Here is a 25,066-nt window from a genome sequence, read left to right on the forward strand (position 1 = left end):
GGCAGGCGCTTGGTGGAGTCCCCCTTCACCACCAAGCGCCCCTCCCCCCTGCGGAACCCGTACGCGGTTCCACCGCCATTCCTACGGCAGACGGGTTGTTCAGTGTCAGCGCGTGGACGCTGAACAGGCTTTTCTGAACAATCGCCCTCGTCGAAGGGGAGGGCGACGATGGCCAGACCGGAGGGCCCGTTACGGGCGGACAGCCGTGACCTCGGCGAGTTCGCCGCCGACCTGAGGGCCCTGCGGGAACGCGCGGGCAGCCCCACCTACCGGCGGCTCGCCCGGGACGCCCACTACTCGCCGGCGGCCCTGTCGGAAGCCGCGAACGGCCGGAAGCTGCCGAGCCTCGCGGTCACGTTGGCGTACGTGCGCGCCTGCGGCGGTGACGCCGTGACGTGGGAGTCGCGCTGGCGGGCGCTGGCCGAACGGGTGGCCGACGCGAACCCGCGCACGCCGCCGGGGGCGACCGAGGCGCCGTACACGGGGCTGGCGGCGTTCCAGGTGCGTGACGCGGACCGGTTCTTCGGCCGCGACCGCGTGGTGCGCGAGCTGCTGGGCCTGGTCGCGCAGCGCCGGTTCGCCGGGGTGTTCGGCGCGTCCGGCTCGGGCAAGTCGTCGGTGCTGCGCGCCGGCCTGGTGGCCACGTGGAGCCGGCCCGCGGTCGTGCTCACGCCCGGCCCGCGGCCGGTCGAGGAGCTGGCCGTGCGGGTCGCCGCGCGCATCGACCGGGACGCGCCCGCGCTGGCCGCCGAGTTCGCCGCCTACCCGGAGAACCTGCACCTGCGGGTGCGGCAGGCGCTCGTCGGCGGCGACGACGACCTGCTGATCGTGGTCGACCAGTTCGAAGAGGTCTTCACGCTGTGCCAGGACCCCGCCGAACGGGCCGCGTTCATCGCCGCGCTGGCCACGGCCACGTCCGCGCCGACCAGCCGCACGCGGGTGGTGCTGGGTGTCCGGGCCGACTTCCTCGGCCACTGCGGCCAGTACCCGGAACTGGTGGAGGCGCTGCGCGGCGGGCACGTCCTGATCGGGCCGATGGCGGCGGACGAGCTGCGCGAGGCGATCGTGTCGCCCGCCGTCGCGGTCGGCTGCAAGGTGGAGACCGCGCTGGTCACGCGCCTGGTCGCGGACGCGGCGGGCCAGCCCGCGGTGCTGCCGCTGGTGTCGCACGCGTTGCTGGAGACGTGGCGCCGGCGGCGCGGCGTGGCGTTGACCCTCGCGGGCTACGAGGAGGTCGGCGGGGTCGAGCACTCGATCGCGCGCAGCGCCGAGCACGTCTACACCGCCATGAGCCCGGCCCGGCAGCTGGTCGCCAAGCAGGTGTTCCTGCGGCTGATCGCGGTCGGCGAGGGCACCGAGGACACCAAGCGCCGCGTCGCCCGCGACGAGGTGGACCACCCCGGCGGCGACGGCGCGGAGGTGCTGGCCGCGTTGGCGCAGGCCCGGCTGGTGGTGCTGGACCGGGACACGGTGGAGCTGGCGCACGAGGCGTTGATCCGCAACTGGCCGCGGCTGCGGGACTGGATCGCCGAGGACCGGGCGGGCCTGCGGGTGCAGCGGATGCTGACCGAGGCCGCGCACACCTGGGAGACCCTGGACCGCGACCCCGGCGCGCTGTACCGGGGCACCCGGCTGGCGTTGGTGCGCGAGTGGGTCGACGGGACGCGCGGGCTGACGCCCGGCGAGATCCGGTTCCTGGAGGCGAGCATCGCCGCGGACGACGCGGTGCGCGCCATCGAGCACGGCCGCACCCGCAGGCTGCGGCAGCTGGTGTCGGTGATGGCCGTGCTGCTGGTGCTGGCGTCCAGCGCGATCGTGTTCGCGTTCAACGCCGAGCGGTCCGCGACCGAGCAGCGCAACATCGCGCTGGCGCACAAGGTGATCACCCAGGCCGCCGCGCTGCGTGACGCAGACCCGGCGCTGTCGCTGCAGCTCACGCTGGCCGCGCACCGGCTCGCGCCGCTGCCGGAGACGCGGGACGCGTTGTTCGCCGCGTTCGCCGAGCCGTACGCGACCCGGGTCGGCGGGGTGCGCGCGATGGCCGTCAGCGCGGCGGCCTCGCTGCTCGCCGTCGTCGACGACACCACTACCCAGGAGGTGCGGCTGGTCGACATCGCCGACCCGCACCACCCGGAGCACGTGGGCGAGTTGACCGGGTTGAGCATGGCCAAGGTGCTGGCGTTCTCCGACGACGGCAAGTGGATCGCCGGCGCGGAGGACAACTACATCGTGGTGTGGCGGGTGACGGACCCCCGCCGTCCCGTGATCGTGCACCGGCTGAGCGACCTGTCGAACGAGCCGACGCTGGACCTGGCGTTCTCGCCCGACGCCCGCTACCTCGTGGCCGGGTTCGCCGCCGGTCAGGCGCGGGCGTGGGACCTGGCCGCCGGCGGGGTGCGGGCGGAGGTGCCGGCGACCGGCGCGTCGTCGCCCGAGGTGGCGTTCCTGTCCGGGCACGTGGTGGCGGTCAGCTCCGGCGACCGGGTGCACGCGGTCGACCTGGCCACCGGGGTGTCCGGCGTCCTGGTCGACGGCGTCGGCGTGCTCACCGCGCTGGCGGTCGGCGACGGCGGCCGGGTGCTCGCCACGGCGGGGGAGGACCGGGTGGTGCGGCTGTGGGAGGTCCCCGACCGGGGTGGGGCCGCCCGGCAGACCGCCGCCCTGAGGCACGGCGCCGGCGTGCGCGCCTTGGCGTTCAACGAGGACGCCCGGGTGCTGGCCACGGCGGGCGACGACCGGTCCGCGGGGCTGTGGGACGTCACCGACCGGCACCTGCCGGTCGAGGCCGCCGCGTTCGACGGCCACCTCGCCGCGGTCACCGCGGTGGCGTTCGCCGCCGGGGGACGTGCCCTGGTCACCGCGGGCAGCGACCGGTCCGCCCGGCTCACCGACCTCACCGACCTGCCGGTCGCGCACCCGGCGGCGCTGCGCTCGGTCGTGGTCGCCGCCGACCGCGGCCTCGCCGCCACGGTCGACGTCGAGGGCGTGCTGAGGCTCGTCGACATCTCCGAGCCGCGTGGCCCGCGCACCGCCTGGCCGTTGACCGCGCACCCGGGCCGGGTCCGCACCGCCGCGCTCAGCCGGGACGGCGAGCACCTGGTCACCGTCGCCGAAGACGAACGGGTGCGGGTGTGGCGGACCACCAGCCTGGCCTCGCCCGACCTGGTCGGCGAGGCGGGGCGGGCGCGGATCGTGGTGTTCAGCCCGAAGGACGGGCACTTCGCCACCGGCGGCACCGACGGCGCCACGCGCCTGTGGAACGTCGCGACCATGACGAAGACCGCCGAGTTCACCGACAAGTTCGACCCGGAGGTCCCGACCGGCGCGCTCGCGTTCGACGACAGCGGGAACCGGTTGGTGGTCACCAAGCTCGGCGGGTCGGTCGAGGAGTGGGACACGACCGTCCCGATGTGGCCCGAGCGGCGGCGCCGCGACGGGTTGGACATCCGGTACCCGACGGCGTTGGCGGCGGTGCCCGACGGCGGGCTGGTGACGGTGGAGGCGAACGGCGAGGCCGTGCTGTGGCGGCACCCGGAGCCGAGGGGCGACGCCGACGACGAGGACTCGCCGGTGCGGTTCGCCTCCGTCGAGACGCTGGGGTCGGCGGTGCGCGCGGCCGCCGCCGTCGACGACCTGCTGGTGCTCGCCGGCTCCGACGGCGACCTGCGCCTGTACGACCTGGCGGGCGAGGGGCCCGCCCGGCAGTCGGCCGTGTTCGCCGCGCACTCGTCGGGCGCCAACTCGGCGGTGTTCGCGCACGACCGGCACACGCTGGTCAGCGCGGGCGACTCGGTGCTCCGGTTCTGGGAGACCGACCTGGACGCGGTGGTGGACCGGATCTGCGCCACCGCCCACCCCGGGATCACCGGCGGGCAGTGGGCGGGCTACTTCCCCGACCTGCCGTACGACCCGCCGTGCGACCGGTCCTAGTGCCGTGACCGGCGGCCTCCGCCGCGCGTTCCGGCGCTCGACGGGGCGCCTCGTCCGCCCGCACGGGTCGCTTCAGCGTCCGCTGACAGCAATTTGCAAGATCACATCCTGAAGTTTTACCGCCACTCATTGTGGCGGAGGACTTCACTCTCTAGATTGAGCCGGGTTGGCTGGGGTTGATCAACTGGGAAGAGGCGTTTGCGCGTGCGTGCGCTCACCCGAGGACTGCTCGGTGTGGCCGGGTTCCTCGTCATCTGGGAGCTGTTCGGCCGGTCCCGGCTGGTTCCTCCGGAGTACCTGCCACCGCCGTCCGTCGTAGCGGTGGAGCTCGTGAAGTTGTTGGGGGACGAGGCTTTCCTGCGGGACGTCGTCGCGACGGTCCTCGCCGTGCTCATCTCCATCGCGCTGTCGGCCGGGATCGCCGTCCCGCTCGGCCTCGTCCTGGGCAGCGTGGCGTCCGTCCGGCACGCCACCCGCGCCGTGGTCGAGTTCCTGCGCCCCATCCCGTCCGTGGCGCTGATCCCGCTGGCGGTGCTGCTGCTCGGCCTCGGACCGGAAACCAAGATCACCCTCGCGGTGTACGCGGCGATCTGGCCCATCCTGTTCAACACCATCTACGCGCTCGACGAGCTCGACCCCCTGCTGGTCGAGACCGCGCGCGCGTTCGGCTCCGGCCGGGTGCGCGTGCTGGCGTCGGTCTCGCTGCCGAGCGCGCTGCCGTTCGTGCTGACCGGCATCCGGCTCGCCGCCACGACGAGCCTGGTCGTGGTCGTCAGCGTGGAGCTGCTGGAAGGCGGCTCCGGCGGCATCGGGCAGTACATCGCGATCGCGCGCAGCGGCACGGGCCGGATGGACATCGTCCTGGCCGGCACGGTGGTCGCGGGCGTGATCGGCTACCTGCTCAACGAGGGGCTGGACCGCGCCCAGCGACGCTGGGTCGGTTGGAGCTCGGTCACCGGAGGTCGGTCGTGAACCGGTTCCTGCAGCGGTGGGCGGTGTTCGTGGGCCTCGTCGTGGTCTGGGAGCTGGCCACCTGGTACGCCGACGACACGTTCTTCCCGCGGCCGTCCGAGATCGCCCTGGCGGCGCAGGGGTTGTGGTTCTCCGGCCCGGCCGGCGACCTCTTCCTCACCGACACGGTGTTCGACCACGTGTTCCCGAGCATCGGCCGGCTGCTCGCCGGCTGGGGCATCGCGGCCGTCGTCGGCATCTCGCTCGGCGTCGCGCTCGGCCGCTCGCCGGCGGCCGCGGAGTACGTCGGGCCGCTGCTGACGTTCATGCGCTCCATCCCGCCGCCCCTGCTGGTGCCGGTGTTCCTGCTCGTGTTCAGCGTCGGCACCACCATGCAGCTCGCCACGATCGTCTTCGGCGTGCTGTGGCCCATCCTGCTCAACAGCATCGACGGCGCCCGCTCCGTCGACGCCACGAAGTTCGAGACCTCGGCGGTGTTCCGCATCCCCAAGCCACAGTGGATCCTCGGTGTCGTCCTGCCCTCAGCGGCGCCGAAGATCTTCGCCGGGTTGCGGGTCTCCCTGTCGCTGTCGCTGGTGCTCATGGTCGTGTCCGAACTCGTCGGAACCGACAACGGGATCGGGTCGCAACTCCTCGTCGCACAGCGGGAGTTCGACTTCCCCGACATGTGGGCCGGGATCATCCTGCTGGGTGTCCTCGGCTATGCCCTCAACACCGTGCTCCTCGTCTTCGAGCGCAAAGCCCTTGCGTGGCAACCGAAGCAGGAGCGCACCCCCGCGACGGTGGAGGAAAAAGCAGTATGACCGCGATGCTCGAAGTGGCCGACCTCGGCCACACCTACCAGGCGAAGGACGGCGCGCACACCGCGATCGCCGACCTGTCGTTCACCGTCGGCACCGGAGAGCTGGTGTGCGTGGTCGGCCCGTCCGGCTGCGGCAAGTCGACGCTGCTGCGCACCATCTCCGGCCTGATCCGCCCGACCCGCGGCGAGATCAGCCTGCACGGCGACGAGGTCCGCGGCGTGCCCGACGACCTCGCCGTGGTGTTCCAGGACTACAGCCGCTCGCTGTTCCCCTGGCTGACGGTGCAGAAGAACGTCGAGTTCCCGTTGCGCCGCAGCCTGGGCCGCGCCGACCGCCGGGCCCGCGCGGCCGAGGCGTTGGAGTGGGTCGGGCTGTCGGAGGCGGGCCGCAAGTACCCGTGGCAGCTGTCCGGCGGCATGCAGCAGCGCGTCGCGATCGCCAGGGCGCTGGCCTACCGGCCCGCGCTGCTGCTGATGGACGAGCCGTTCGCCTCGGTGGACGCGCAGACCCGGTTCGAACTGGAGGACCTGCTGCTGAAGGTCCGCACCGAGCAGGACACCACCGTCCTCGTGGTGACGCACGACATCGACGAGAGCGTCTACCTGGGAGACCGGATCCTGGTCCTCTCCACGTCGCCCGCGTCGGTGGTGGCCGACCTCAAGGTCGACCTGCCCGCGCAGCGCGACCAGATCACCACCCGCGAGTCCGAGGCGTTCGTCGCGCTGCGCGGCGAGGTGGCGCGGCTGCTGAACGTCGGCAAGACCTCCGAGGAGGTCAAGGCGCGGCGCAAGGCGAACGAGCAGCAGGCGGCGAAGTGGGCCGAGGCGGAGCGGGCGGAGGCCTCGCGCGCCGAGGCGGAGGACCGCGCCACGACCTGATCCGCCCTCTCAGGGCATAAGGAACGCCGGACGGGCGATCCGCGGCTCGTCGGCCCTCTCAGGGGCCGGCGCCGTGGGTCGCCCGTTGTCGTGCGCGGCTATCCGGGAGCGGTTTCCGCGCGGGTTTCGGGCGCGGGTTTCGATGGGGATCGTTCACAACGATTCGACATCTTTCCCGCCGCGGGACGGGCTTCCGGATGATCACCACGCCGTCGCCGCTTGATCACGCGGCGTGTGCGCCGAGAGTATTTCCGGGCACCTCGGCGGAATATTCCGCCGGTGATTCGGGCGGGTCCGGGGCGTCGCCGGGGAGATGTCGTCCGGCGCGTTCGGCCGTCCGTCGAACGGAATCGGCGGCGAATGCCGCGGGCCACCGTCGCGAATGGGCGCGTTCAGCGGAACTTCGAATGTGCGGGCGACCACGTCCGGTCATCGCCTTGTTCTCCGGTCGGGCATGCCTGAATGCCGTGGCGGAGAACAAGGCGTCGGTGCACCGCGGTCACCGCGGGGTGTTCCCCCGTGAAAGGGCCCCGCTAATCGTGAGGTGTTCTGCCTAGGGCCCCACGTAGTTTTGGGCGAAATAGCCCGCGGACGACCGCGAGGCGATGAGGTGTTCGAGTCTGGCTTGACCCAACCGGCTCAGGAACGGCTCCGGCGACCGGTGGATCATGAACACCATCCACTGCGAGAACTCCTGCGCACGCCACACGCGCCGCAGGCACACCTCGGAGTAGCTCCGCAGCCCCGTCTCATCACCCGTTCGGTGGTAGCGCGTCAGGGCGTCGGCGAGCACCTCGGCGTCGTGCAACGCGAGGTTCATTCCCTTGGCCCCCACCGGGGTGATGATGTGCGCGGCGTCGCCGAGCAGGTACAGGTTGCCGTGGTTCATCGGTTCGATGACGTGGCTGCGCATGTCCAGGATGCGCTTCTCGACGATGCGCCCTTCGGTGAGCTTCCAGTCCGAGTCCCGAAGCGCCAGCCGCTTGTGCAGCTCCGCCCACACCCGCTCGTCCGGCCAGTTGTCCACGGTGTCGTCCACCGGCACTTGGAGGTAGTAGCGCGAAACCGTCGAACTGCGGAGCATATGACCCGCGAATCCGTCCGGGTGAAGCGCATAAATCACCTTGTGCGTGGACGGCGGCGCCTCGGCCAGGATGCTCAGCCACTCGATGCCGTGCTGGTGGGTGAACTCCTGCACCGCTCCCGCCGGGATGCTGCGCCGCGTCACGCCGTGGAACCCGTCCGCGCCCGCGATGAACGAGCAGTCGAGCCGCTCCCGCGTGCCGTCGGCGTTCGTCCAGGTCAGAGCCGGTTCGGCGGACTCGATGTCGTACAGTTCGACCTCCGTGACGCCCCACCGCACGTCACCGCCGCGCTCGTCGACGTAGTGCCGCACGAGGTCCTGGACGACCTCCTGCTGCGGGTAGATGTAGTGCGTCTGGCCGTCGTACAGGGTGGCGTAGTCCACCTCGTGCGCCTCGCCGTTCACGCGGAATTCGCAGGCGCCATGCCTATCCGCCTCTTGGAGCAACCGGTCCGCGAGCCCGTGCTCTGTCAACATTTGCACCGCGCGGTGCTCCAGCACCCCGGCGCGCGGCCGGGTCTCGATGTAGTCGCGGGTGCCTTTTTCCAGCACCACGCAGGGGATTCCGGCCTCGCGGAGCAGGTTCCCCAAGGTCAATCCCGCCGGGCCCGCTCCGACGATGCCCACCGGGCGCCGGTTGCTCTGTACGGCCCATTCCGCGTCAAGATCGCTCACCGCATACCCCAACCTCTGGACAGCCTGTGCAAAGATGCTCACCGAAGGTAGTGGATCAGCCTTCGAGTGTCGGTCGACTGGGGTCTTGCCGAACCACTCGTGTCACTTTGAGTGGTTCCGCGGTGCCCCTGTCGCTCGTGCATCCTGCCCCCGCAAAGTCGTCACTCCAACAGGAGATGCCCCCCATGTCTCGAAGAGTCGGCCTCTCGGCACGAAGGATCTTCGGCGTTGTCTCCGCTGTCGCGATGCTCGCCGTCGTCTCCGGCTGCGGTCTGCTCGGTGGCTCCGAGGAGAAGCCCACCGACGCCGCCGCTGCGCCGGGCAAGGTCGAGAAGGCCAAGATCAAGCTTGGTCTGCTGCCCATCCTCGACGTCGCGTCGGTCCACGTCGCGATCAAGAAGGACTACTTCAAGGAGGAGGGCCTCGAAGTCGAGGTCTCGTACCTCCAGGGTGGCGCGGTGGCCATCCCGGGTCTGATCAACGGCGAGCTGGACTTCACGTTCGGCAACTGGGTGTCGTTCTTCACCGCCGAGTCGAAGGGGGCCGCGAAGGCCGTCGACGGCTTGAAGCTGGTCAGCGACGGGTACCAGGCCAAGCCCGAGATGTTCCTGATCCTCGCCAAGGCGGGTTCGCCGATCAAGTCGCCCAAGGACCTCGAGGGCAAGACGATCGCGATCAACACGTTCAAGAACATCGCCGAGCTCACCGCGAAGGCCACGCTGGAAGCCAACGACGTCGACCCCGCCAAGGTGACGTTCAAGGAGTTCCCGTTCGGGGACATGGAAGCCGCGGTCCAGAACGGCGCGGTCGACGCGGCGTTCATGGTCGAGCCGTTCATCAGCCGGGCGCAGCGCACCAGCGGCCAGATCACCGTGCTCGACGCGGCGTCCGGCCCGACGGCGGACATCCCGATCGCGGGCTACGCCACGTCCGGCAAGTTCGCGAAGGAGAACCCGAACACCGTCGCCGCGTTCCAGCGGGCGATGGCGAAGGGCCAGCGCGACGCGGCGGACCGCCCCACGGTCGAGCCGCTGCTGGTCGAGTACGCGAAGGTCGACAAGGAAACCGCCAGCCTCGTGCACTTCGGCGAGTTCCCGACCACGCTGGACGCCACCCGCTTGCAGCGCGTGGCGGGCCTGATGCGAACCTACGGCCTGCTCGAGAAGGACTTCGACGTCAAGCCGATGCTGGTCAGCTCGTCAGGTTGATCCGACGGGGGAGCCCGTCCGCCGGGCTCCCCCTCGGGTGTTTCCCGCTCGGGTCGAGGGCATGAAATAACCATGAACGCCGGTTAGCGATCGTTTAGCGCGTCCACGTGTGGTCCGCGCGACAATGGTTGATTTGCAAACTACCGGCTTCCTCGTCCGAACGGCGGTATGACTCGGCGGATTTTTCCACCAAGATCCACCGGGTTTGTAGGGAAGTGTCGTTTCACCGGGCTGGGGAGTGTGCTGACGGTGCGCGGTCACGACGACCACGCCTCCGGGAGAGATCCGGAGCGGATTCAACTCGACACGGGTGCCGCGGGAAGCGGTCCACCCGACTCGGGGCCCAGCACTGGCGCCGTGCCCGGCGACCGGGGAGTGTCCCGGTGGCGCCTGCGGAACTGGCGCCTGCGCAGCAAGCTGGCGGTGGTGCTCCTGGTGCCCGCGCTGAGCACGCTGACCCTCGCCGGGCTGAGGCTGAACACCCAGCTGGACGACGTGGAGCTGTTCGGCCAGGTCCAGCGGGAGCTCCAGCTGTCCGCCCAGGTGGCGGCGGTGTCGGACGCCCTGCAGCTGGAACGCGACGCCGCGGTCGCGTTCGTCGCGGCCGGCCGGGTGGAGAACAGCCCCGAGTTCACGGCGCGCTCCAGCAAGGTCGACACCGAGGTCGGCAGGCTGCGCGACGTCGCGGCCTCCACGACCGGCGTCAACGACGGGGTGCGCGAGGCGTTCCAGAAGTCGTTGCAGTCGCTGGACGGCCTCAACGCGCTGCGGAACACGGTGAGCACCACCAAGTACCCGGACATCTCGGTGCACAGCGCCTACGGCCAGGTGCTGGCCGCGCTGGCGCAGGTGCACCGCGCGACCGTGAGCAGCCTGAGCGACGAGACGATCACCCCGCTGGCCGGCGCCAACTTCGCGCTCTACTCCGCGAAGGAGCAGCTGACGCAGCAGAACTCGATCCTGCTGTCGACGGCCAAGCGCGGCGAGTTCGCGCCCGGCCAGGCCAACGCGCTGCGCGCGGCGCAGTCCCGACTGGACGCGGCGCTCGCCGACTTCGCGGTCACCGCGAGCCAGGAGAACCGCCAGCTGCTGTCGGACACCGTGACCGGCACGCCGGTCGACGCCCGCAACAGCCTCGTGCAGCTCGCGCTCGTGCAGCAGGCCGAGGCCGGCGAGGTGTCCATTTCGGACGGCGACGTCATGGCCGTCGGCGAGCAGACCGCGGCGCTGCTGCGCGAGGTGTCCCAGAACCTGGAGCGGCAGGCCGACCAGGCGTCCATCGACCTGACCGAGGCGGCCCGCGCGTCCGCCTGGCGTGACGCGGCGCTGGTCGCCGTGGCGCTGGTGATCGCGTTCGCCCTGATGGCCTTCGTCGCCCGCTCGATGCTGACGCCGCTGCGCGTGCTGCGCCGCACCGCGCTGGACGTGGCCCGCAACCGCCTGCCGGACGCGATCAAGCGGATCCGGACGCACCGCGACCCGGCCCGCGCCGCGGAAGAGGCGCTGGTGCCGGTGCCGATCAACACGACCGAAGAGGTCGGCCAGGTGGCGCGGGCGTTCGACGCCGTGCAGCGCGAAGCCGTCCGCCTCGCGGTCGAGCAGGTGGCGCTGCGCGCGAACGTCAACGACATGTTCATCAACCTGTCCCGGCGCTCGCAGGCGCTGGTCGAGCGGCAGATCACCGTCATCGACCGGCTGGAGCAGGACGAGCAGGACCCCGACCAGCTGGCCAGCCTGTTCGAGCTGGACCACCTGGCCACCCAGATGCGCCGCAACAGCGAGAACCTGCTGGTGCTCTCCGGCACCACGGTCAACCGCCGCGTCACCCGGCCGGTGCCGATCTCCGAGGTGCTCGGCGCCGCGGTGTCCGAGGTGGAGAAGTACGCCCGGATCCAGATCGCCCCCGCGCCGGAGCTCAAGGTGCAGGGCCGCGTGGTCAACGACCTCGCGCACCTCATCGCCGAGCTGCTGGACAACGCGACCGCGTTCTCCAAGCCCACCACCAAGGTGACCGTGCGGGCCATCGAGACCCGCCGCGGCGAGGTGTCGATCCGCATCCACGACCGCGGTGTCGGCATGCAGGAGCAGGACGTCGTCGAGGCCAACACCAAGCTCGCCGACCCGCCCGAGGTCGACGTGTCGGTGGCCCGCGAGATGGGCCTGTACGTGGTCGGCCAGCTCGCCAAGCGGCACAACATCCGGGTCACGTTGAGCAACAACGACGACATAGAGGGTGGCGTCACGGCGCAGGTCGTGCTCCCGATGGACCTGCTGCACCGCGGCCCGGAGCCGCTCGCGGCCAGGCCCGCGCCCGCCGCGCTGCCGCAGCGCCAGGCCGTGCCGCACCTGGAGGACAGCGGTGTCGGCGTGCTGGCCGGCGTGCCCAAGTGGACGCCGGAGATCGCGCCCGGCGGCTACGCGCCGCTGGAGCTGCCCGCCTCGACCGGACCGCAGGTCGTGCACACGCACGAGGCGGAGCCCGGCGGGTACTTCCAGGTCGAGCAGACCCCGGTGGACGACCTGTTCACCGCCACCGTGACCGAGACCGTGCCGCCGCCCGGCGACGAGGTGCCGGACTACTCGTACCCGCCGTCCGCGCCCTCGCGCCCCGCGCCCGAGCCGGTCGTGGTGGTGGAGCCGGTGGAGGACGACGCCTCCACCCAGCGGCTGCCGATCTACGAGGACGTGCTGTCCCGCTGGTTCCAGGGCGGCGAGGCCGAGGGCGGCGTCGTGCGCGGCGAGGTGGTCGACCACCAGCCGTCGTCCACCGTGCCGCCGGAGACCGCGTCCGAGCGGACGATGTTCGCCGACCGCGCCGAGCTGATGGGCACGGACAACGGCCACGTGGGCACCGCGTCGGAGCAGACCGCGTACACCGACCGGTCCGACCTGATCACGCCGCCGCCCGCGCCGGCGAGCAGGCCGACGCCGCCCGAGCCGCGCGGCGCGACCCCGGCGGGCCTGCCCAAGCGGGAGCCCGCGCCGTCGGCGATCCCCTCGTCCGGCGCGTCGTCGGCGCCCGGCTGGGGCGCGGCGGCGGACGACGGCTGGACGACGGCGACCAGCGCGCTCAAGGCTCCGGTGGACGACACGACCACCGCCGGCCTGCCCAAGCGCGTGCCCAAGGCACGCCTGATGCCGGGCTCGCTCTCCGCGCCCTCGCCGCGCGGTGCGGCTCCGGCACCCCAGCCGTCGGCGAACGGCGCCACGTCGGCCGGTGTGGCGACCGCCGCGCCGCCGCGCCGCTCCGCCGACCGGTTGCGCCAGCGCTTCGCCACCTACCAGCGAGGGGTGCAACTCGGCCGTCAAGCGGGCGACGACACCGGCATGCCGTGGGACGGTGTGTCGTTCGAGGACACCACCGCCGGAGGCGGGAACCAGACGACCGCCGCCAGGGGCGGCAATCAGACCAAGGAGCAGAAGTGACCACCGCAACCGAGGAACTCGAAAACTTCAGTTGGCTGGTCGATGACTTCGTCGCCCGGGTCGCGGGCGTCGCACACGCGATCGTGGTCTCCGCGGACGGCTTGTTGCTCGCGTCCTCGGAGCGGTTGCCGATCGACCGCGCCGAGCAGCTCGCGGCCGTCGCGTCGGGCCTGGTCAGCCTGAACCTCGGCGCGGCGCGCTGCTTCGAGGCGGGCGACGTCAAGCAGACCGTGGTGGAGATGGAGCGGGGCTACCTGTTCCTGATGTCCATCAGCGACGGCTCGTGCCTGGCCGTGCTGGCGGCGCCGAACTGCGACATCGGCCTCATCGGCTACGCGATGACCCGACTGGTCGAGCGGGTCGGCGTCCAGCTCACCCCGGAGATCCGCTCGCAGCTGCACGTCGCCATGCGCGGCTGAGGTCCCACCACCCGGCGAGGTCCTACTACTAGGGAAAGCAGAGCAACATGAGCGGTGGCGCTCCCGGCCGGCCGGGGTCACCCGCGGCGAGCCTGACCGTCACGTCGACGAAGATCGTGGTGGCCGGCGGGTTCGGTGTCGGCAAGACGACCTTCGTCGGGTCGGTGTCGGAAATCGTGCCGCTGACCACCGAGGCGGTGATGACCGAGGCCAGCGTCGGCGTGGACGACCTCTCGGCCACGCCCAACAAGATGACCACCACGGTGGCCATGGACTTCGGCCGGGTGTCGTTGGACAGCGACCTCATCCTCTACCTGTTCGGCACGCCCGGTCAGCACCGGTTCTGGTTCATGTGGGACGACCTGGTGCGCGGCGCGATCGGCGCGGTCGTGCTGGTCGACACCCGCCGGCTGTCGGACGCGTTCGCCTCGATCGACTTCTTCGAGGACCGCGAGCTGCCCTACGTGGTGGGCGTGAACTGCTTCGACGGCCTGCTGCACCACCGCATCGAGGACATCCGGGAGGCGCTGACGATCGACCAGTCGGTGCCGATCGTGCCCTGCGACGCGCGCAACCGGCAGTCGACCAAGCAGACGCTGATCACGTTGGTGCAGCACGCGATGCGGCAGCCGACGTTCGCCTGACCCACCCGTGCGACGGGCCGTGGCCGGAAATCCGGTCGCGGCCCGTCGCCGTGCGGGCCACACTCGGGCGGGTGGCAGACGCTTTCGAGGACCCCGACCTGGCCGCCTACTACGACCTGATCAACGAGTTCGGCGAGGACGACCGCTTCTACCTCGGGCTCGTGCAGGCCGCGGACGCCGTGCTCGACGTGGGCTGCGGCACGGGGATGCTGCTCAAAGCCGCCCGCGCGAGCGGGCACACCGGTCGGCTGGTCGGGCTCGACCCGGCCGAGGGCATGCTGCTGCAGGCGCGGCGCGACCCGGGCGTGGAGTGGATCCGCGGCGACCTCGGCACGGTCGCGTTCGACGGCGAGTTCGACCTGGTCGTGATGACCGGGCACGCGTTCCAGGTCTTCCTCACCGACGACGAGGCCCGCGCCCAGTTCACCGCGATCCGGCGGGCGCTCAAGCCGGACGGCCGGTTCGCGTTCGAGACCCGCAACCCCGGCGCGCGGGCGTGGGAGCGGTGGACGCCCGAGAACGGCACCGACATCGTCGGCCCCGACGGCGAGCGGGTGCGCGTCGAGCACTTCGTGGAGAGCGTCGAGGACGGGCTCGTCACGATGACCGAGACGTTCAGCAGCCCGGACTGGCCGGAACCCCGCGTCGACCGCGGCACGCTGCGGTTCACCGACGCCGACCACCTCGACGCGCTGCTGCGGGAAACCGGGCTGGACGTGGCCGAGCGCTACGGCTTCTGGGACCGCACCCCGCTGACCGGCACCAGCCGCGAGATCATCACGATCGCACGACCAGGTCCGCCTCCGGCAGGGCGCCGTCGCTGACCACCAGCGCGCCGGCCGCCCGCACCAGCGGCAGCACGGCGGACAAGGCCTTGTGCGCCAACGCTTCCCCCGGCGGCACGGCCGGTTCCACGCCGTGCAGCCCGTGACGCTCCACAGCGGACAGTTCCGGCAGCGCGAACGTGACGTCGTGCAGCAGGCGGCGGACTCCCATGTCCCCCAACGCGGTCAGGTTGTCCTCCGCCGCGTCCGAGTCCGGCGCGGACAGGGACCGGGCGGACAGGCTCAGCCACAGCAGCTCCGGCGGCAGCCCGGACGCGCGCAACGCCTCGGCGACCAGCGCGGTCAGGTCCGGGTCGCGCGACTGGTCCGGCGACAGCCGCACCAGCACCGGCAGGCTCTCGGCCGCGGCGAAGGCGCACGCCTCGTCCAGCACCCACTCGGCCAGCTGGCCGCTGAGCCCGAGCTCGTCGGCGAACCGCAGGCACTCCTGGTGCGACACCGGGCCGTACTCCGCCTCGTGCCACCGCAGCCGGGCCGCCACCGCCACCTGGTCGCCGTCCCGGTCGACCGGCAGGTAGTCCAGCGCGATGTCGCCGTTCTGCAGCGCGCCGGGCATGGTCGCGATCAGCGACGACCGGGTGCGGTCGCGGGCGTCCTGCCCGGCGTCGTAGATGCCCCACTGGCCCTTGCCGCCGCTCTCCGCGCGGCGCAGCGTGCTGTGCGCTTGGCGCAGCAGCGCCATCGCGTCCGACCCGCGCGCGGACGTGCGGACGAAACCCATGCCCGCGGACACGCCGACGCCGTGCCCGGCCAGCCGCACCGGCTCGACCAGCGCGGCCTCGATCGCCTCGGCCAGCGCCGAGATCCCCGGCGTGGTGGGCGAGTCCTCGATCAGCACGACGAACTCGTCGCCGCCGATGCGCGCGACCGTGGCGTTCTCGCCCTCCACCACCGCGGTCAGCCGCCGTGCCACCACCTTCAGCAGCTCGTCGCCCGCCTCGTAGCCGAGGCCGTCGTTGACGATGGCGACGCTGTCCACGTCCAGGTAGCACAACGTGATGGAGCCCGGCCGGCTCAGCGCCTGCTCCAGCCGGGGCAGGAAGCTCTGCCGGTTCGGCAGGCCGGTCAGCACGTCGTGCAGGGCCTGGTGGCGCAGGTAGTCGCGCAGCACCCGCTGCTCGGTGGTGTCCTCGACCACGGCGACGTGCCACCGGGGCCTGCCGTCGGCGTCCCGCACCACCGACAGCGACACTTCGGTCCACATCGGTTCGCCGGCCGCGTCGGTGAACTGCCGGTGCGCGGTGACCTTGGTCGAGGTCTCGTCCGCGGCGAACGGGGTGTCCGCGAAGAGGGTCGCCAGGTCCGCGGGCGGCAGCATCGCCTCCAGCGCCGGGTTGGCGCCCACCAGCGCGCCGTGCGCGTCGAAGATCGCGATGCCCGCCGTCGAGCCGACGAAGACCTGCCGGAACAGCTCCGGCAGCGCCCATGCCTCGACCGCCGTGGGAGCGCTTCCCTCGGCGTCGGCGGCGCGGACTGGCTCGGTCATGGGTGGGTGTGCGGCGGTGGGTGAAGATCAGGTCACCGCGCATCTTCCGGACCACCGGCCACCGCCGTCAAGGCTTCACCGGATCGGGTTAAACACATACCCAGTCGGTCATCACCGTCGTGCCGCCGACCTCGCAGCGGAACCGGATGGGGCCCGACGGCGGCGGGCCGAGCAGGAACAGGCCCAGCTCGTCCAGCTCCGCCTCCTCCACCGGCCCGGTCGCGGTGACGAGCGAGACCCGGCCCGGCCCCGCCGGCAGCACCTGGCCCGCGACACCCGCCTCGGTCACCTCGACCTGCACGGACACGCCCTCGGCGTCGAACACGAGCTGCCGCGCGGTCTGCGTCGCCCGCGCCCGCACCGCCAGCTCCGCGTCCAGCACGGAGTCGTAGCTGGTCAGGGCGATCAGCTCGGCGTCGACCGTGCGCCAGGTGAACGCGGCCCGCGCGGCTTGGAGCAGGTGCTCGGGCACGTCGCGCTCCTCGGCGAGCGCCGCGCCCAGCTCCCGCAGCAGCACCTCATCGCTTTCCCACCCCGGATCGTCCCTCAACACCGACCACACCTCCTCCGCCCGCCGGCCGCGGCTCGACCAGCTTCAGCACCGCGGGAGTCTTGCGCAACTTCTCCAGGCACCTGATCCGGGTGGGCCCGATGCTGCCCACCGGCATCACCAGCTGCTCGGCGACCGCCGCGTAGCTCGGCGGCGGGTCGGCCATGAGCCTGGCCAGCAACACCCGGCACTGCTCGGACAACGAGCGGAAGCCCTCGCGCAGCGCCTGCCGCCGCTGGGCGGCCTCCAACTCCTCGTCCAGGTCCGCGATCGCGTCGTCCGGGCTCGTCGGCTCGTCCTCGGACTGCGGGTCGTACGGCTGGGTGCGCTGCTGGATCCGCAGCATCCGCAGGCACTCGTTGCGGGTCGTCGTGGCGATCCAACCGGGCAGCGCGTCCGCCTCGCGCAGCCGCCCCAACTGCTCCACCAGCCGCAACCACACGGTCTGGTGCACGTCCGCCGCATCCGCGTGACGCAACCGGTGCCGGTGCACCACCGCCAGCACCAGGGGCGTGAAGCGCGCGACGATCTCGTTCCACGCGCGCTGGTCGCCCTCCGCCGCCGCGCTCACGAGCGCGCCGATCGGGGATGCAGGGGTCACGTCCCCTCCTCTTGTCCAGGGGATGCTGCGCCTCCGCCCCGGTCTGCGCCGGCGCGGACCCCAGCCGGGTCACGGACTTCGGATTCTTCGCTGCCACACACTACGGAGGCGCCACGCCGTCCGCAGATACACGTCAAGCCGGGTCTTCGGGAGGTCGATGCGGCCTCGCCGCCGTCCGCGCAGCAGCGGCCGTCACACGAAGACGCCGTAGCCGGGGAAGAACTCCGGTTGGCCGACGAGCAGGTGGTCGCGGGCCTCGACGGCGGTCAGGCCGCGTTCGGTCATCGTCGCGGCGATCCGCCCGGCCACGTGCGGTGCGGCGAACGACGTGCCCAGCCAGTACGCGAACCGGTCGTAGACGTCCACCGGCAGACCCGGCAGCTCCCACCGGCCCTTGAGGAACGTGCTGGTCCGGTTGCCGACCGCGCACGCGTCGACCCAGTGCCCGTGGTTGGCGTAGCAGGCGGGCGCACGGCTGCCGTCGCGCTCCTCGGCGACCGCCGACACGGCGACCACGCCCGGCAGCGCCGCGGGCCAGCTCGGCCGGGTGGTGCCCTGGTTGCCCGCGGAGGCCACCACGACGACGTCGCGCGGCAGGGCCGCCAGCGCACGGCGGATCGGTTCGGAGGCGGTGTCGTCCTGGGTGAAGCAGCCCATCGAGATGTTGACGACCTGGACCTTCTCGTCGAACGACGACAACGCCCGGACGAACTGCTCCTCGGTGCCGAGCCCGTTCGGGTCCAGCGCCCTCTCCGGGTCGAACCGCACGCCCGGCGCGGCCTGCCGGACCACGCCCGCGACGAACGTGCCGTGGCCGCCTTCGAGCGCGAACACGTCGGAGTGCTTGTACGCGGCGTCGACCTCGTCGGTCTTGGCGATGAACGCGTCGCCCAGCCACCGCGGGTGGTCGGTCGAGGCGGTCGCCGAGATGCCCGTGTCGACGATCGCGACGACGACGCCGCGGCCGAGGTCGGCGGTCGCCGGGTCCGGGTCCGCCAGCGGCGTGCCGACGCGCGGCGGCTGGCCCGGGTTGCCGTGCATGTTGCCGCCGTGGCCGACGAGCACGTGGTGCGGCTGCACGTACGGCGTGCGCTCGCCGGGCCACTGCTGCGGGTCGCGCAGCAGCCGGACGACCTCCGGGATGTCGTCCGCGTTGCGGGACAGCGTCAACCGGGCCATGCCGGCGAAATCCCGGCCGCGGCCGTTGTCGATGTTGTTCTGCGCGAGCTTGCGGCCGACCCGCTCGGCGTCCTCGGGAATGGTCAGCAGCTCACCGGAGACGAAGATGAATTCCCGGCCGCGTTCGGCGTGGAGGCGGTAGCTCTTGTGATCGCGGATGGCCTGTTGGAAGGCTTCCTGGTAGAGCCCGGAGCGATTCGATGGTTCGGACACCGAGGCCTCACAGCAGCGTCGACGGGTGCTGGGCGTGAGCAAGCTACCACAGCCGACTTGGTAATAAGGTGGGTTCGTGGCAGGGGTTTCCGCCGCCGCAGCGCTGGAAGCCCGGCAACGGGATCCGCGCGCGGCCATCGAGATCGGTCGGTCCGCGCTGCGGGCGGCGCGGGCGTCGGGCGACGGCGAAGAGGCCTCCGCCGCGGAACGCGCGATCGGTCTCGCGTTCCGCGAGCTGCACGACTTCGACGCGGCGCTGCGCCACTTGCGGCGTTCCGTGCGCGTCGCCGAACGGGCGGGGTCGGCGCGGTCGGCGGCACTCGCCCGGATGAGCCTCGCGTTCGTGCTGTCCACCACCGGGCGGCACGCGCAGGCGTTGCGCGCGATCAACGCGGCGCTGCCGAACCTGCGCGGCGTGGACGCGGGCAGCGGCCGGATGCAACGGGGCCTGGTGCTGCACTACCTGTGCCGGTACGACGAGGCGTTGCGCGAGTACAACGGCGCGATCGAGGTGGTGCGCCGGTTCGGCGAGCGGCTGGTCGAGGCGCGGGCGCTGAACAACCGCGGGCTGCTGCGCGCCTACACCGGCGGCCTGCGCGCGGCGGACGAGGACTTCGACCGCGCGGCCGTGCTCTACCGGGACCTGGACCAGTCGCTGGCCGTGGCGGACGTGCGGTGGAACGCGGGCATCTCCGCGTCGCGCGCGGGCGACGTGCCGCGGGCGTTGACGATGTTCGCCGAGGCCGAGCGGGAGTACCGGCGGCTGGAGGTGCCCCGGCCCGCGCTGCTGATCAACCGGCTGGAGCTGCTGGTGTCCGTGCCGCTGCTGGAGGAGGCGCGCGCGGCGGCCGACCGGGCGTTGGCGGAGCTGGGCGGCGACCTGGTGCTCGCCCGGTCCGAGGCGTTGTTCTACCGGGCCAGGATCGCGCTGCTGGAAGGCGACCTGGACCGGGCCGTCGAGATGGCGGTGGCGGCGCGCAAGGGTTTCCGGCGCGAGAAGCGCGAGGTGTGGGCCGAAGGCGCGCGGCACGTGGAGCTGCGCGCCGCGTACCTGAGCGGGCGGCGGACCAAGGCGCTCGTGACGGCGTTGACGCGGGTCGCGACCCGGTTGGACGCGCTGGGCTGGCGGATGGCGGGCCTGGAGGCGCGGGTCGACGCGGCGCTCGTCGCCCGCGACCTCGGCGACCGCACGCGCGCGGTGGCCGAGCTGACCGCGGCGGGCGCGGCCAGGCGCGGCGGACCGGCGGCGCACCGCGTGCAGGGCTGGTACGCCGAGGCGTTGCGGCGCGACCTGCTCGGCAACACGCGCGGCGCGCAGATCGCGTTGCGGCGCGGGTTGGCGCTGCTGGACGAGTACCGCGTGTCGCTCGGCGCGACGGAGCTGCGGGCGTTGAGCGGGGCGCAGGGCGCGGCGCTGGCGTCGGAAGGACTGCGCACGGCCGTCGCCGGCGGTCGGGCCGGACGGGTGCTGAGCTGGGCGGAGGCGTGGCGCGCGGGCGCGCTGCGGATGACGCCCGCCCGGCCGCCGGAGGACTCCGGGCTCGCCGACGCGCTGGCGGAGCTGCGTGCCGTGACCGCGGACCTGGAGGCGGCGTCCACGGCGGGTCGGCCCACGTCGGCGTTGCGGCAGTGGCAGGTGCGGGGCGAGCAGCGGGTGCGCGAGCTGACCCGGCGGACCGGTGGCGGCGGCGCGGTGTTCCAGCCTCCGGCGGTGGGGGAGCTGGCACGGGCGTTGGGCGCGTCGGCGCTGGTGGAGTACATCGACCACGACGGCGAGTTGCTGGCCGTGGTGGTCGCGGGCGGCCGGGCGTCGCTGCACCGGCTCGGTCCGCTCGACGGCGCGCTGCGCGAGCTGCGGTTGCTGCGGTTCGCCCTGCACCGGCTCGTCACGCTGCCCGATCACGTCGACCGCACGGCGGTGCGCGCGGGCGCGGAGCACGCCGCCGTGCTGCTGCAGAACCGGCTGCTGGAACCGCTGCGGCGGCGCCTCGACGACCGGCCGCTCGTGCTCGCGCCCACCGGCAGGCTCGGCGGCCTGCCGTGGTCGGCGCTGCCCGCGTGCCGCGGCCGTGCGGTGACCGTGGTGCCGTCGGCGACGGTGTGGCTGCGCGCGACGACCTCCACCCTCGTGTCACACGACCGGGTGGTCTTGGCGGCGGGGCCGCGGTTGCCGGCCGCGCCGACGGAGATCTCGGCGATCTCGTCGCTGGACCCGGACACGGCCTCCGTGCTCGTGGGCGGCGCGGCGACGGTCGACGCGGTGGCGTCGGCGATGGACGGCGCGCCGCTGGCCCACGTGGCCGCGCACGGCTCGTTCCGCGCGGACAACCCGCTGTTCTCGGCGCTGGAACTGGCCGACGGGCCGCTGACCGTCTACGACCTCGAACGGCTGCGCACACCACCCGCCCGGGTCGTGCTGTCCGCGTGCGACTCCGGGCTGTCCGCGGTGCGGCCCGGCGACGAGCTGATGGGCTTCACCGCGGCACTGCTCGGCCTCGGCACGCGGACCCTGATCGCGCCGGTCATCCCCGTGCCCGCCGAGGTGACCACACCGCTCATGGTCGACCTGCACCGCCGGCTCGGCGCGGGCCGGCCGCCCTCCGTCGCGTTGGCGGACGCGCAGCAGGCGCACCGGGAGAACGGCGACGCCGCGTTCGCCGCGAGCGCCGGCTTCCTGTGCTTCGGCGCGTGAACCCCAGTTCGAGGAGGAACCGGAGATGGCGTTCGACGAACACCTGGCCGAACGGATCCGCGACGAGGTCGGCGACCTGCCCGGCATCAGCGCCAAGCGGATGTTCGGCGGCGTCGCGTTCCTGCTGCACGGCACCATGCTCGTCGGCGTGACCGGCGACGACATGATCGCCCGCGTCGGCCCCGACGCGGCGGAGGAGTGCCTGGCCCTGCCCGGGACCAGGGTCTTCGACTTCACCGGCAAGGTGATGCGCGGCTGGGTCGTCGTCGACGGCTCGGTGCTCGACGAGGACTCCGGCCTGGCCGACTGGATCGGCCGGGCGCGGGAGTTCGTCGAGACCCTGCCGCCCAAGTAGGTTGGCACACGTGGACGAACGGGACATGTTGGCGGTGGCCGTGGCCGAAGCGCGCGCCGGGCTCGCAGAGGGCGGCATCCCGATCGGCGCGGCCCTGTTCGCCGCCGACGGCACCCTCCTGGGCCGCGGCCACAACCGGCGGGTGCAGGACGACGACGCGTCCACCCACGCCGAGACCGCCGCGTTCCGCGCCGCCGGCCGCCGGGCGACCTACCGCGACACCGTCATGGTCACCACGCTGTCACCGTGCTGGTACTGCAGCGGACTCGTTCGCCAGTTCGGGATCCCCCGCGTGGTGATCGGCGAGGCCCGGACGTTCCACGGCGGTCACGACTGGCTCGCCGAACACGGTGTCCGGATCACCCTCCTGGACGACCAGACGTGCGTCCGGATGATGACCGACTTCATCGCCGCCAAGCCCGAGCTGTGGTTCGAGGACATCGGCCAGGATTAACGCGCCGCGCCGCGCGCGGACACAATCCCGACACGGACCGACGCCACCATCGGCGGGCATGGAACCGTGGCACGTCGACGAATCACTGGCGTCCCTGGTGCTGGCCGAGGGCGCGGTGGCGGTAGAAGTCCCGGCCAGCTGGGGCGCCGAGGTCAGCACCCACCTCCGCTCCGCCGGACCGCTCGGGCCGATCCTCGCCATCCCCGGTCCCCGGCTCCGCTGGCTGTTCCTCGCCAGACCCGACCCCGGACCCGAGGCGCGGCACGTGCCGCCGCCCGACGTCCGCTACTGGCACGGCCCGCGCCACATCCCGGCGGCCGAATCGCGGTGGGTGGTGCCCCCGGCGGGCGCACTGCCCCCGGTGGGGGCGGTGCGCTGCGCCATCAGGACGGTCCGCCGGTTCTGGTGAAGCATCAGAAGCGGCTCAACGCCTCTTCCACGGAACCGACGACGGTGAACACGGAGCTCAGCCCGGTCGCCTCGATCGGCCGCTGCGTCGCCCGACTGGTCGCCACCAGCACCAGCGGGACGCCGAGACCGCTCGCCCGCTGACTGCCGACCACCAACGACTCCAACCCGGCCGAGCCGAGGAAGCGCACCCCGCCGAGGTCCACCACCACACCCCGCACGTTCTCGACCAGGTGCTCGGTGAGCGGCCTGGTCAACTCGTCCGCGCTGCTCGTGTCCAACTCTCCCGACACGTGCAGCACCACCACGCCGTCCGCGGGTCTGTCGACCCGTACGGAAGCGAGCGTCGCCGCGGGTTCTGGCACGCCGGTACTCCTCTCACTCAGCGACGCCGGCGCGGCGTCGAAATCCTCACGGTAGACCTCAACGGGCGTCGTCGACCGTTTCGGCCAAGACCAGATCGACCAGGCCGCGGGCGTCGGGCGAACCGCCGAACGCGCGGCGCTGACGTGCGGCGCCGCTGCCGTGCGCCCCGAGCCACGCCAGGTGATCCTCCACAGTGGACAACGCGGAGGCGTCTTCGAGCGCGTCCGCGCACCACGACACCAGTTCCGCCGCCCGGTCCCGGGCGGGCACCAGGTTGCCCGTGCGCGGGTCGACCGCCAGGCCGTCCACACCGTCGCGCGCGGCCCGCCAGTACGCGGCGCGCAACATCACGTCGTCCACTCGTTCGGGTTCACCCGATTCGGCGGCCGTGCGGGCGAACGCCCGGATGATCTCGGCGATGACGACCGCCTCCCGCGCCGTCATCGGGATGTCCGCCACCCGCACCTCGACGGTGGGGTGCTGCGCGGACGGCCGCACGTCCCAGTAGACCATCCCGGTGTCGAGCAGCACCTCGGTCGACTCCAGCGCGCCGACCAGCCGGTCGTACTCCGCGGCCGACCCCAGGTGCGGCGGCGGGCCGCTGATCGGCCACCGCGACCACACGATCGTGCGCCAACTCGCGTACCCCGTGTCCTCGGCTTGCTCGATCGGCGAGTTCACGCTCAGCGCCAGCAACGTCGGCAGCCACGGCCGCAGGGCGTTCGAGACGCGGACCGCGACGTCCCGGTCCGGCACGCCCACGTGGACGTGCATCCCGCACACGCCCTGACCTCCGATGATCGCGCGGTGCGAGTGCTCCATCATCCGGTAGCGGCGGTCGTCCGTGCCCGGCGGCGGCCCCAGCGTGCCGATCGGAGGTATCGCCGAGGCCAGCAGCCGGCAGCCCGCCGCGTGCGCGGCCTTCGCCAGGTGGACGCGACCGCCGAGGACCTGCTCCGCCAACTCCTCGGCCGTCGCGCACACCGGCGTGGCGACCTCGATCTGGAACGGCGTCAGCTCGCGTTGCACGTCGTGGCCCGCGCCGGCGTGCTGCGCGACCGAGTCGGCCAGCGGCACGGGTCGGCGCGTCTCGGGGTCGACGAGGAGGAACTCCTGTTCGACGCCCACGGTCCACGGCTTGGTCATGTCGGTCCCATACCCACTCGGGCGCCGGTTCAACCACGGTGTTGCCGATCGTTTGCCGGGCGTGCGTCCTCGCGGTGGTTCTTGCGCGTTTCTCTCGGCGGTTCGACGGCGCTGTCGTGGCGTTTCACGGGGTCGTGGGCGGGAACCTGCCCGCTGTGAGGTTGCGCCGCAGTGATCCGTCCGGGCCCGGCTGGCGCCGCCGTGCCCGCGGTCGGGGGTTCAGCTACACCGACGCCGACGGCGAGCCGCTCGACGCCGAGTCGGTGGCGCGGATCAAGTCGCTGGTCATCCCGCCCGCGTGGCGCGACGTGTGGGTGTGCCCGCACCCGAACGGCCACATCCAGGCCGTGGGCACGGACGCGGCCGGGCGGCGGCAGTACCTGTACCACGAGCGGTGGCGGCAGGACCGGGACGAGGAGAAGCACGACCGGGTGCTGGCGCTGGCGCCGTTGCTGCCGGGGTTCCGGGCGGAGGTGGCGCGGGAGCTCGGCGGGCGGGGCCGGTCACGGCGGCGGGTGCTGGCGGTGGCGTTGGCGGTGTTGGAGCGCGGGGTGTTCCGGGTCGGGGGTGAGACTTACGCGGCGGACAACGGCACGCACGGCGTGGCTACGTTGCTGTGCTCTCACGTGACCGTTCGTCGGTCCACTGTGGACTTCTGCTATCCGGCCAAGGGCGGGATCGAGTTCACCGCGGCGGTGGAGGACGAGGCGTTGGCGCGGGCGGTTCGGGGGC

General features: G+C 72.6%; 20 protein-coding genes and 1 pseudogene. 14 read left to right on the forward strand and 7 right to left on the reverse strand.

The window, feature by feature from the left end; genetic code table 11:
* Positions 1-168: 168 nt before the first annotated feature.
* The 4 genes from ADK67_RS36550 (at position 169) to ADK67_RS36565 (ending at position 6,583) form a co-directional block, all read left to right on the forward strand.
* Positions 169-3,930 carry an nSTAND1 domain-containing NTPase gene (locus ADK67_RS36550; protein WP_053721139.1) on the forward strand — a complete coding sequence of 1,254 codons (3,762 nt, stop codon included), beginning with the start codon at positions 169-171 and terminating at the stop codon, positions 3,928-3,930.
* A gap of 204 nt (positions 3,931-4,134) precedes the next feature.
* Complete coding sequence (locus ADK67_RS36555; RefSeq protein ID WP_053721140.1) at positions 4,135-4,902, forward strand: ABC transporter permease; 768 nt, start codon at positions 4,135-4,137, stop codon at positions 4,900-4,902.
* Entirely contained in the window at positions 4,899-5,705 is an 807-nt protein-coding gene (locus tag ADK67_RS36560; RefSeq protein WP_082404330.1) for an ABC transporter permease, read from the forward strand. The genes ADK67_RS36555 and ADK67_RS36560 overlap by 4 nt, the downstream gene beginning before the upstream one ends.
* Complete coding sequence (locus ADK67_RS36565; RefSeq protein ID WP_053721142.1) at positions 5,702-6,583, forward strand: ABC transporter ATP-binding protein; 882 nt, start codon at positions 5,702-5,704, stop codon at positions 6,581-6,583. Before ADK67_RS36560 ends, ADK67_RS36565 begins: the two co-directional genes overlap by 4 nt.
* A 553-nt stretch (positions 6,584-7,136) precedes the next feature.
* On the opposite strand, the gene ADK67_RS36570 is transcribed toward ADK67_RS36565, so the two are convergent.
* Positions 7,137-8,384 (reverse strand): 4-hydroxybenzoate 3-monooxygenase, encoded by a 1,248-nt coding sequence (locus ADK67_RS36570; protein WP_331459357.1) that lies wholly within the window; start codon positions 8,382-8,384, stop codon positions 7,137-7,139.
* 143 nt (positions 8,385-8,527) lie between these two features.
* Here ADK67_RS36570 and ADK67_RS36575 point away from each other — a divergent pair, with 143 nt between their 5' ends.
* The 5 genes from ADK67_RS36575 to ADK67_RS36595 all read left to right on the forward strand — a co-directional run bounded on the left by ADK67_RS36575 (position 8,528) and on the right by ADK67_RS36595 (position 14,863).
* Positions 8,528-9,550: an ABC transporter substrate-binding protein gene (locus ADK67_RS36575; protein WP_053721144.1), complete on the forward strand. Its 1,023-nt coding sequence runs from the start codon at positions 8,528-8,530 to the stop codon at positions 9,548-9,550.
* 249 nt (positions 9,551-9,799) lie between these two features.
* Complete coding sequence (locus ADK67_RS36580) at positions 9,800-12,976, forward strand: nitrate- and nitrite sensing domain-containing protein (RefSeq protein ID WP_082404344.1); 3,177 nt, start codon at positions 9,800-9,802, stop codon at positions 12,974-12,976.
* Positions 12,973-13,395, forward strand: coding sequence for a roadblock/LC7 domain-containing protein (locus ADK67_RS36585; protein ID WP_053721145.1), 423 nt, complete (start codon positions 12,973-12,975; stop codon positions 13,393-13,395). Before ADK67_RS36580 ends, ADK67_RS36585 begins: the two co-directional genes overlap by 4 nt.
* Positions 13,396-13,442: 47 nt before the next feature.
* Complete coding sequence (locus ADK67_RS36590; protein ID WP_053721146.1) at positions 13,443-14,039, forward strand: GTP-binding protein; 597 nt, start codon at positions 13,443-13,445, stop codon at positions 14,037-14,039.
* 71 nt (positions 14,040-14,110) lie between these two features.
* On the forward strand, positions 14,111-14,863 hold the full coding sequence (locus ADK67_RS36595) for a class I SAM-dependent methyltransferase (protein WP_053721147.1): 753 nt from the start codon (positions 14,111-14,113) through the stop codon (positions 14,861-14,863).
* Here ADK67_RS36595 and ADK67_RS36600 read toward each other — a convergent pair.
* From ADK67_RS36600 to ADK67_RS36615, 4 genes are all read right to left on the reverse strand, one after another.
* Positions 14,817-16,370, reverse strand: coding sequence for a diguanylate cyclase domain-containing protein (locus ADK67_RS36600; RefSeq protein ID WP_053721148.1), 1,554 nt, complete (start codon positions 16,368-16,370; stop codon positions 14,817-14,819). The genes ADK67_RS36595 and ADK67_RS36600 overlap by 47 nt on opposite strands.
* A gap of 88 nt (positions 16,371-16,458) precedes the next feature.
* Entirely contained in the window at positions 16,459-16,923 is a 465-nt protein-coding gene (locus tag ADK67_RS36605) for a hypothetical protein (protein ID WP_231648529.1), read from the reverse strand.
* Positions 16,889-17,521 (reverse strand): RNA polymerase sigma factor, encoded by a 633-nt coding sequence (locus ADK67_RS36610; RefSeq protein WP_063797854.1) that lies wholly within the window; start codon positions 17,519-17,521, stop codon positions 16,889-16,891. The genes ADK67_RS36605 and ADK67_RS36610 overlap by 35 nt, the downstream gene beginning before the upstream one ends.
* A gap of 192 nt (positions 17,522-17,713) precedes the next feature.
* Positions 17,714-18,913 carry a S8 family peptidase gene (locus ADK67_RS36615; protein WP_053721149.1) on the reverse strand — a complete coding sequence of 400 codons (1,200 nt, stop codon included), beginning with the start codon at positions 18,911-18,913 and terminating at the stop codon, positions 17,714-17,716.
* Between the two features lie 76 nt (positions 18,914-18,989).
* Here ADK67_RS36615 and ADK67_RS36620 point away from each other — a divergent pair, with 76 nt between their 5' ends.
* Genes ADK67_RS36620 through ADK67_RS36635 form a run of 4 tightly spaced genes read left to right on the forward strand, consistent with a single transcriptional unit; the run spans position 18,990 to position 22,823 of the window.
* The gene (locus ADK67_RS36620) at positions 18,990-21,605 is read left to right on the forward strand and encodes a CHAT domain-containing protein (protein WP_053721150.1); all 2,616 of its coding nucleotides are present in this window, start codon (positions 18,990-18,992) and stop codon (positions 21,603-21,605) included.
* Between the two features lie 25 nt (positions 21,606-21,630).
* The gene (locus ADK67_RS36625; RefSeq protein WP_053721151.1) at positions 21,631-21,960 is read left to right on the forward strand and encodes a TfoX/Sxy family protein; all 330 of its coding nucleotides are present in this window, start codon (positions 21,631-21,633) and stop codon (positions 21,958-21,960) included.
* A gap of 25 nt (positions 21,961-21,985) precedes the next feature.
* The gene (locus ADK67_RS36630; protein ID WP_053721164.1) at positions 21,986-22,414 is read left to right on the forward strand and encodes a nucleoside deaminase; all 429 of its coding nucleotides are present in this window, start codon (positions 21,986-21,988) and stop codon (positions 22,412-22,414) included.
* 58 nt (positions 22,415-22,472) lie between these two features.
* Positions 22,473-22,823, forward strand: a complete 351-nt coding sequence (locus ADK67_RS36635) for a hypothetical protein (RefSeq protein ID WP_053721152.1) — start codon at positions 22,473-22,475, stop codon at positions 22,821-22,823.
* A 4-nt stretch (positions 22,824-22,827) separates the two neighbouring features.
* Here ADK67_RS36635 and ADK67_RS52920 read toward each other — a convergent pair whose 3' ends face one another.
* Both ADK67_RS52920 and ADK67_RS36645 read right to left on the reverse strand, forming a co-directional pair.
* Entirely contained in the window at positions 22,828-23,187 is a 360-nt protein-coding gene (locus tag ADK67_RS52920) for an STAS domain-containing protein (protein ID WP_063797855.1), read from the reverse strand.
* Positions 23,188-23,245: 58 nt separating this feature from the next.
* Positions 23,246-24,334: a carboxylate-amine ligase gene (locus tag ADK67_RS36645; protein WP_053721154.1), complete on the reverse strand. Its 1,089-nt coding sequence runs from the start codon at positions 24,332-24,334 to the stop codon at positions 23,246-23,248.
* Positions 24,335-24,489: 155 nt separating this feature from the next.
* On the opposite strand from ADK67_RS36645, the pseudogene ADK67_RS36650 reads away from it, so the two are divergent.
* Positions 24,490-25,066, forward strand: a pseudogene (locus ADK67_RS36650) (DNA topoisomerase IB); the annotation flags it as partial.

The organism is Saccharothrix sp. NRRL B-16348, assembly GCF_001280085.1.
Lineage (GTDB): Bacteria > Actinomycetota > Actinomycetes > Mycobacteriales > Pseudonocardiaceae > Actinosynnema.

Coding starts and splice junctions, on each gene's coding strand:
- ADK67_RS36645 (WP_053721154.1), bottom strand. CDS start 24,334: ATGACCAAGCCGTGGACCGTGGGCGTCGAACAGGAGTTCCTCCTCGTC.
- ADK67_RS36600 (WP_053721148.1), bottom strand. CDS start 16,370: ATGACCGAGCCAGTCCGCGCCGCCGACGCCGAGGGAAGCGCTCCCACG.
- ADK67_RS36625 (WP_053721151.1), top strand. CDS start 21,631: ATGGCGTTCGACGAACACCTGGCCGAACGGATCCGCGACGAGGTCGGC.
- ADK67_RS36565 (WP_053721142.1), top strand. CDS start 5,702: ATGACCGCGATGCTCGAAGTGGCCGACCTCGGCCACACCTACCAGGCG.
- ADK67_RS36635 (WP_053721152.1), top strand. CDS start 22,473: ATGGAACCGTGGCACGTCGACGAATCACTGGCGTCCCTGGTGCTGGCC.
- ADK67_RS36550 (WP_053721139.1), top strand. CDS start 169: ATGGCCAGACCGGAGGGCCCGTTACGGGCGGACAGCCGTGACCTCGGC.
- ADK67_RS36575 (WP_053721144.1), top strand. CDS start 8,528: ATGTCTCGAAGAGTCGGCCTCTCGGCACGAAGGATCTTCGGCGTTGTC.
- ADK67_RS36590 (WP_053721146.1), top strand. CDS start 13,443: ATGAGCGGTGGCGCTCCCGGCCGGCCGGGGTCACCCGCGGCGAGCCTG.
- ADK67_RS36630 (WP_053721164.1), top strand. CDS start 21,986: ATGTTGGCGGTGGCCGTGGCCGAAGCGCGCGCCGGGCTCGCAGAGGGC.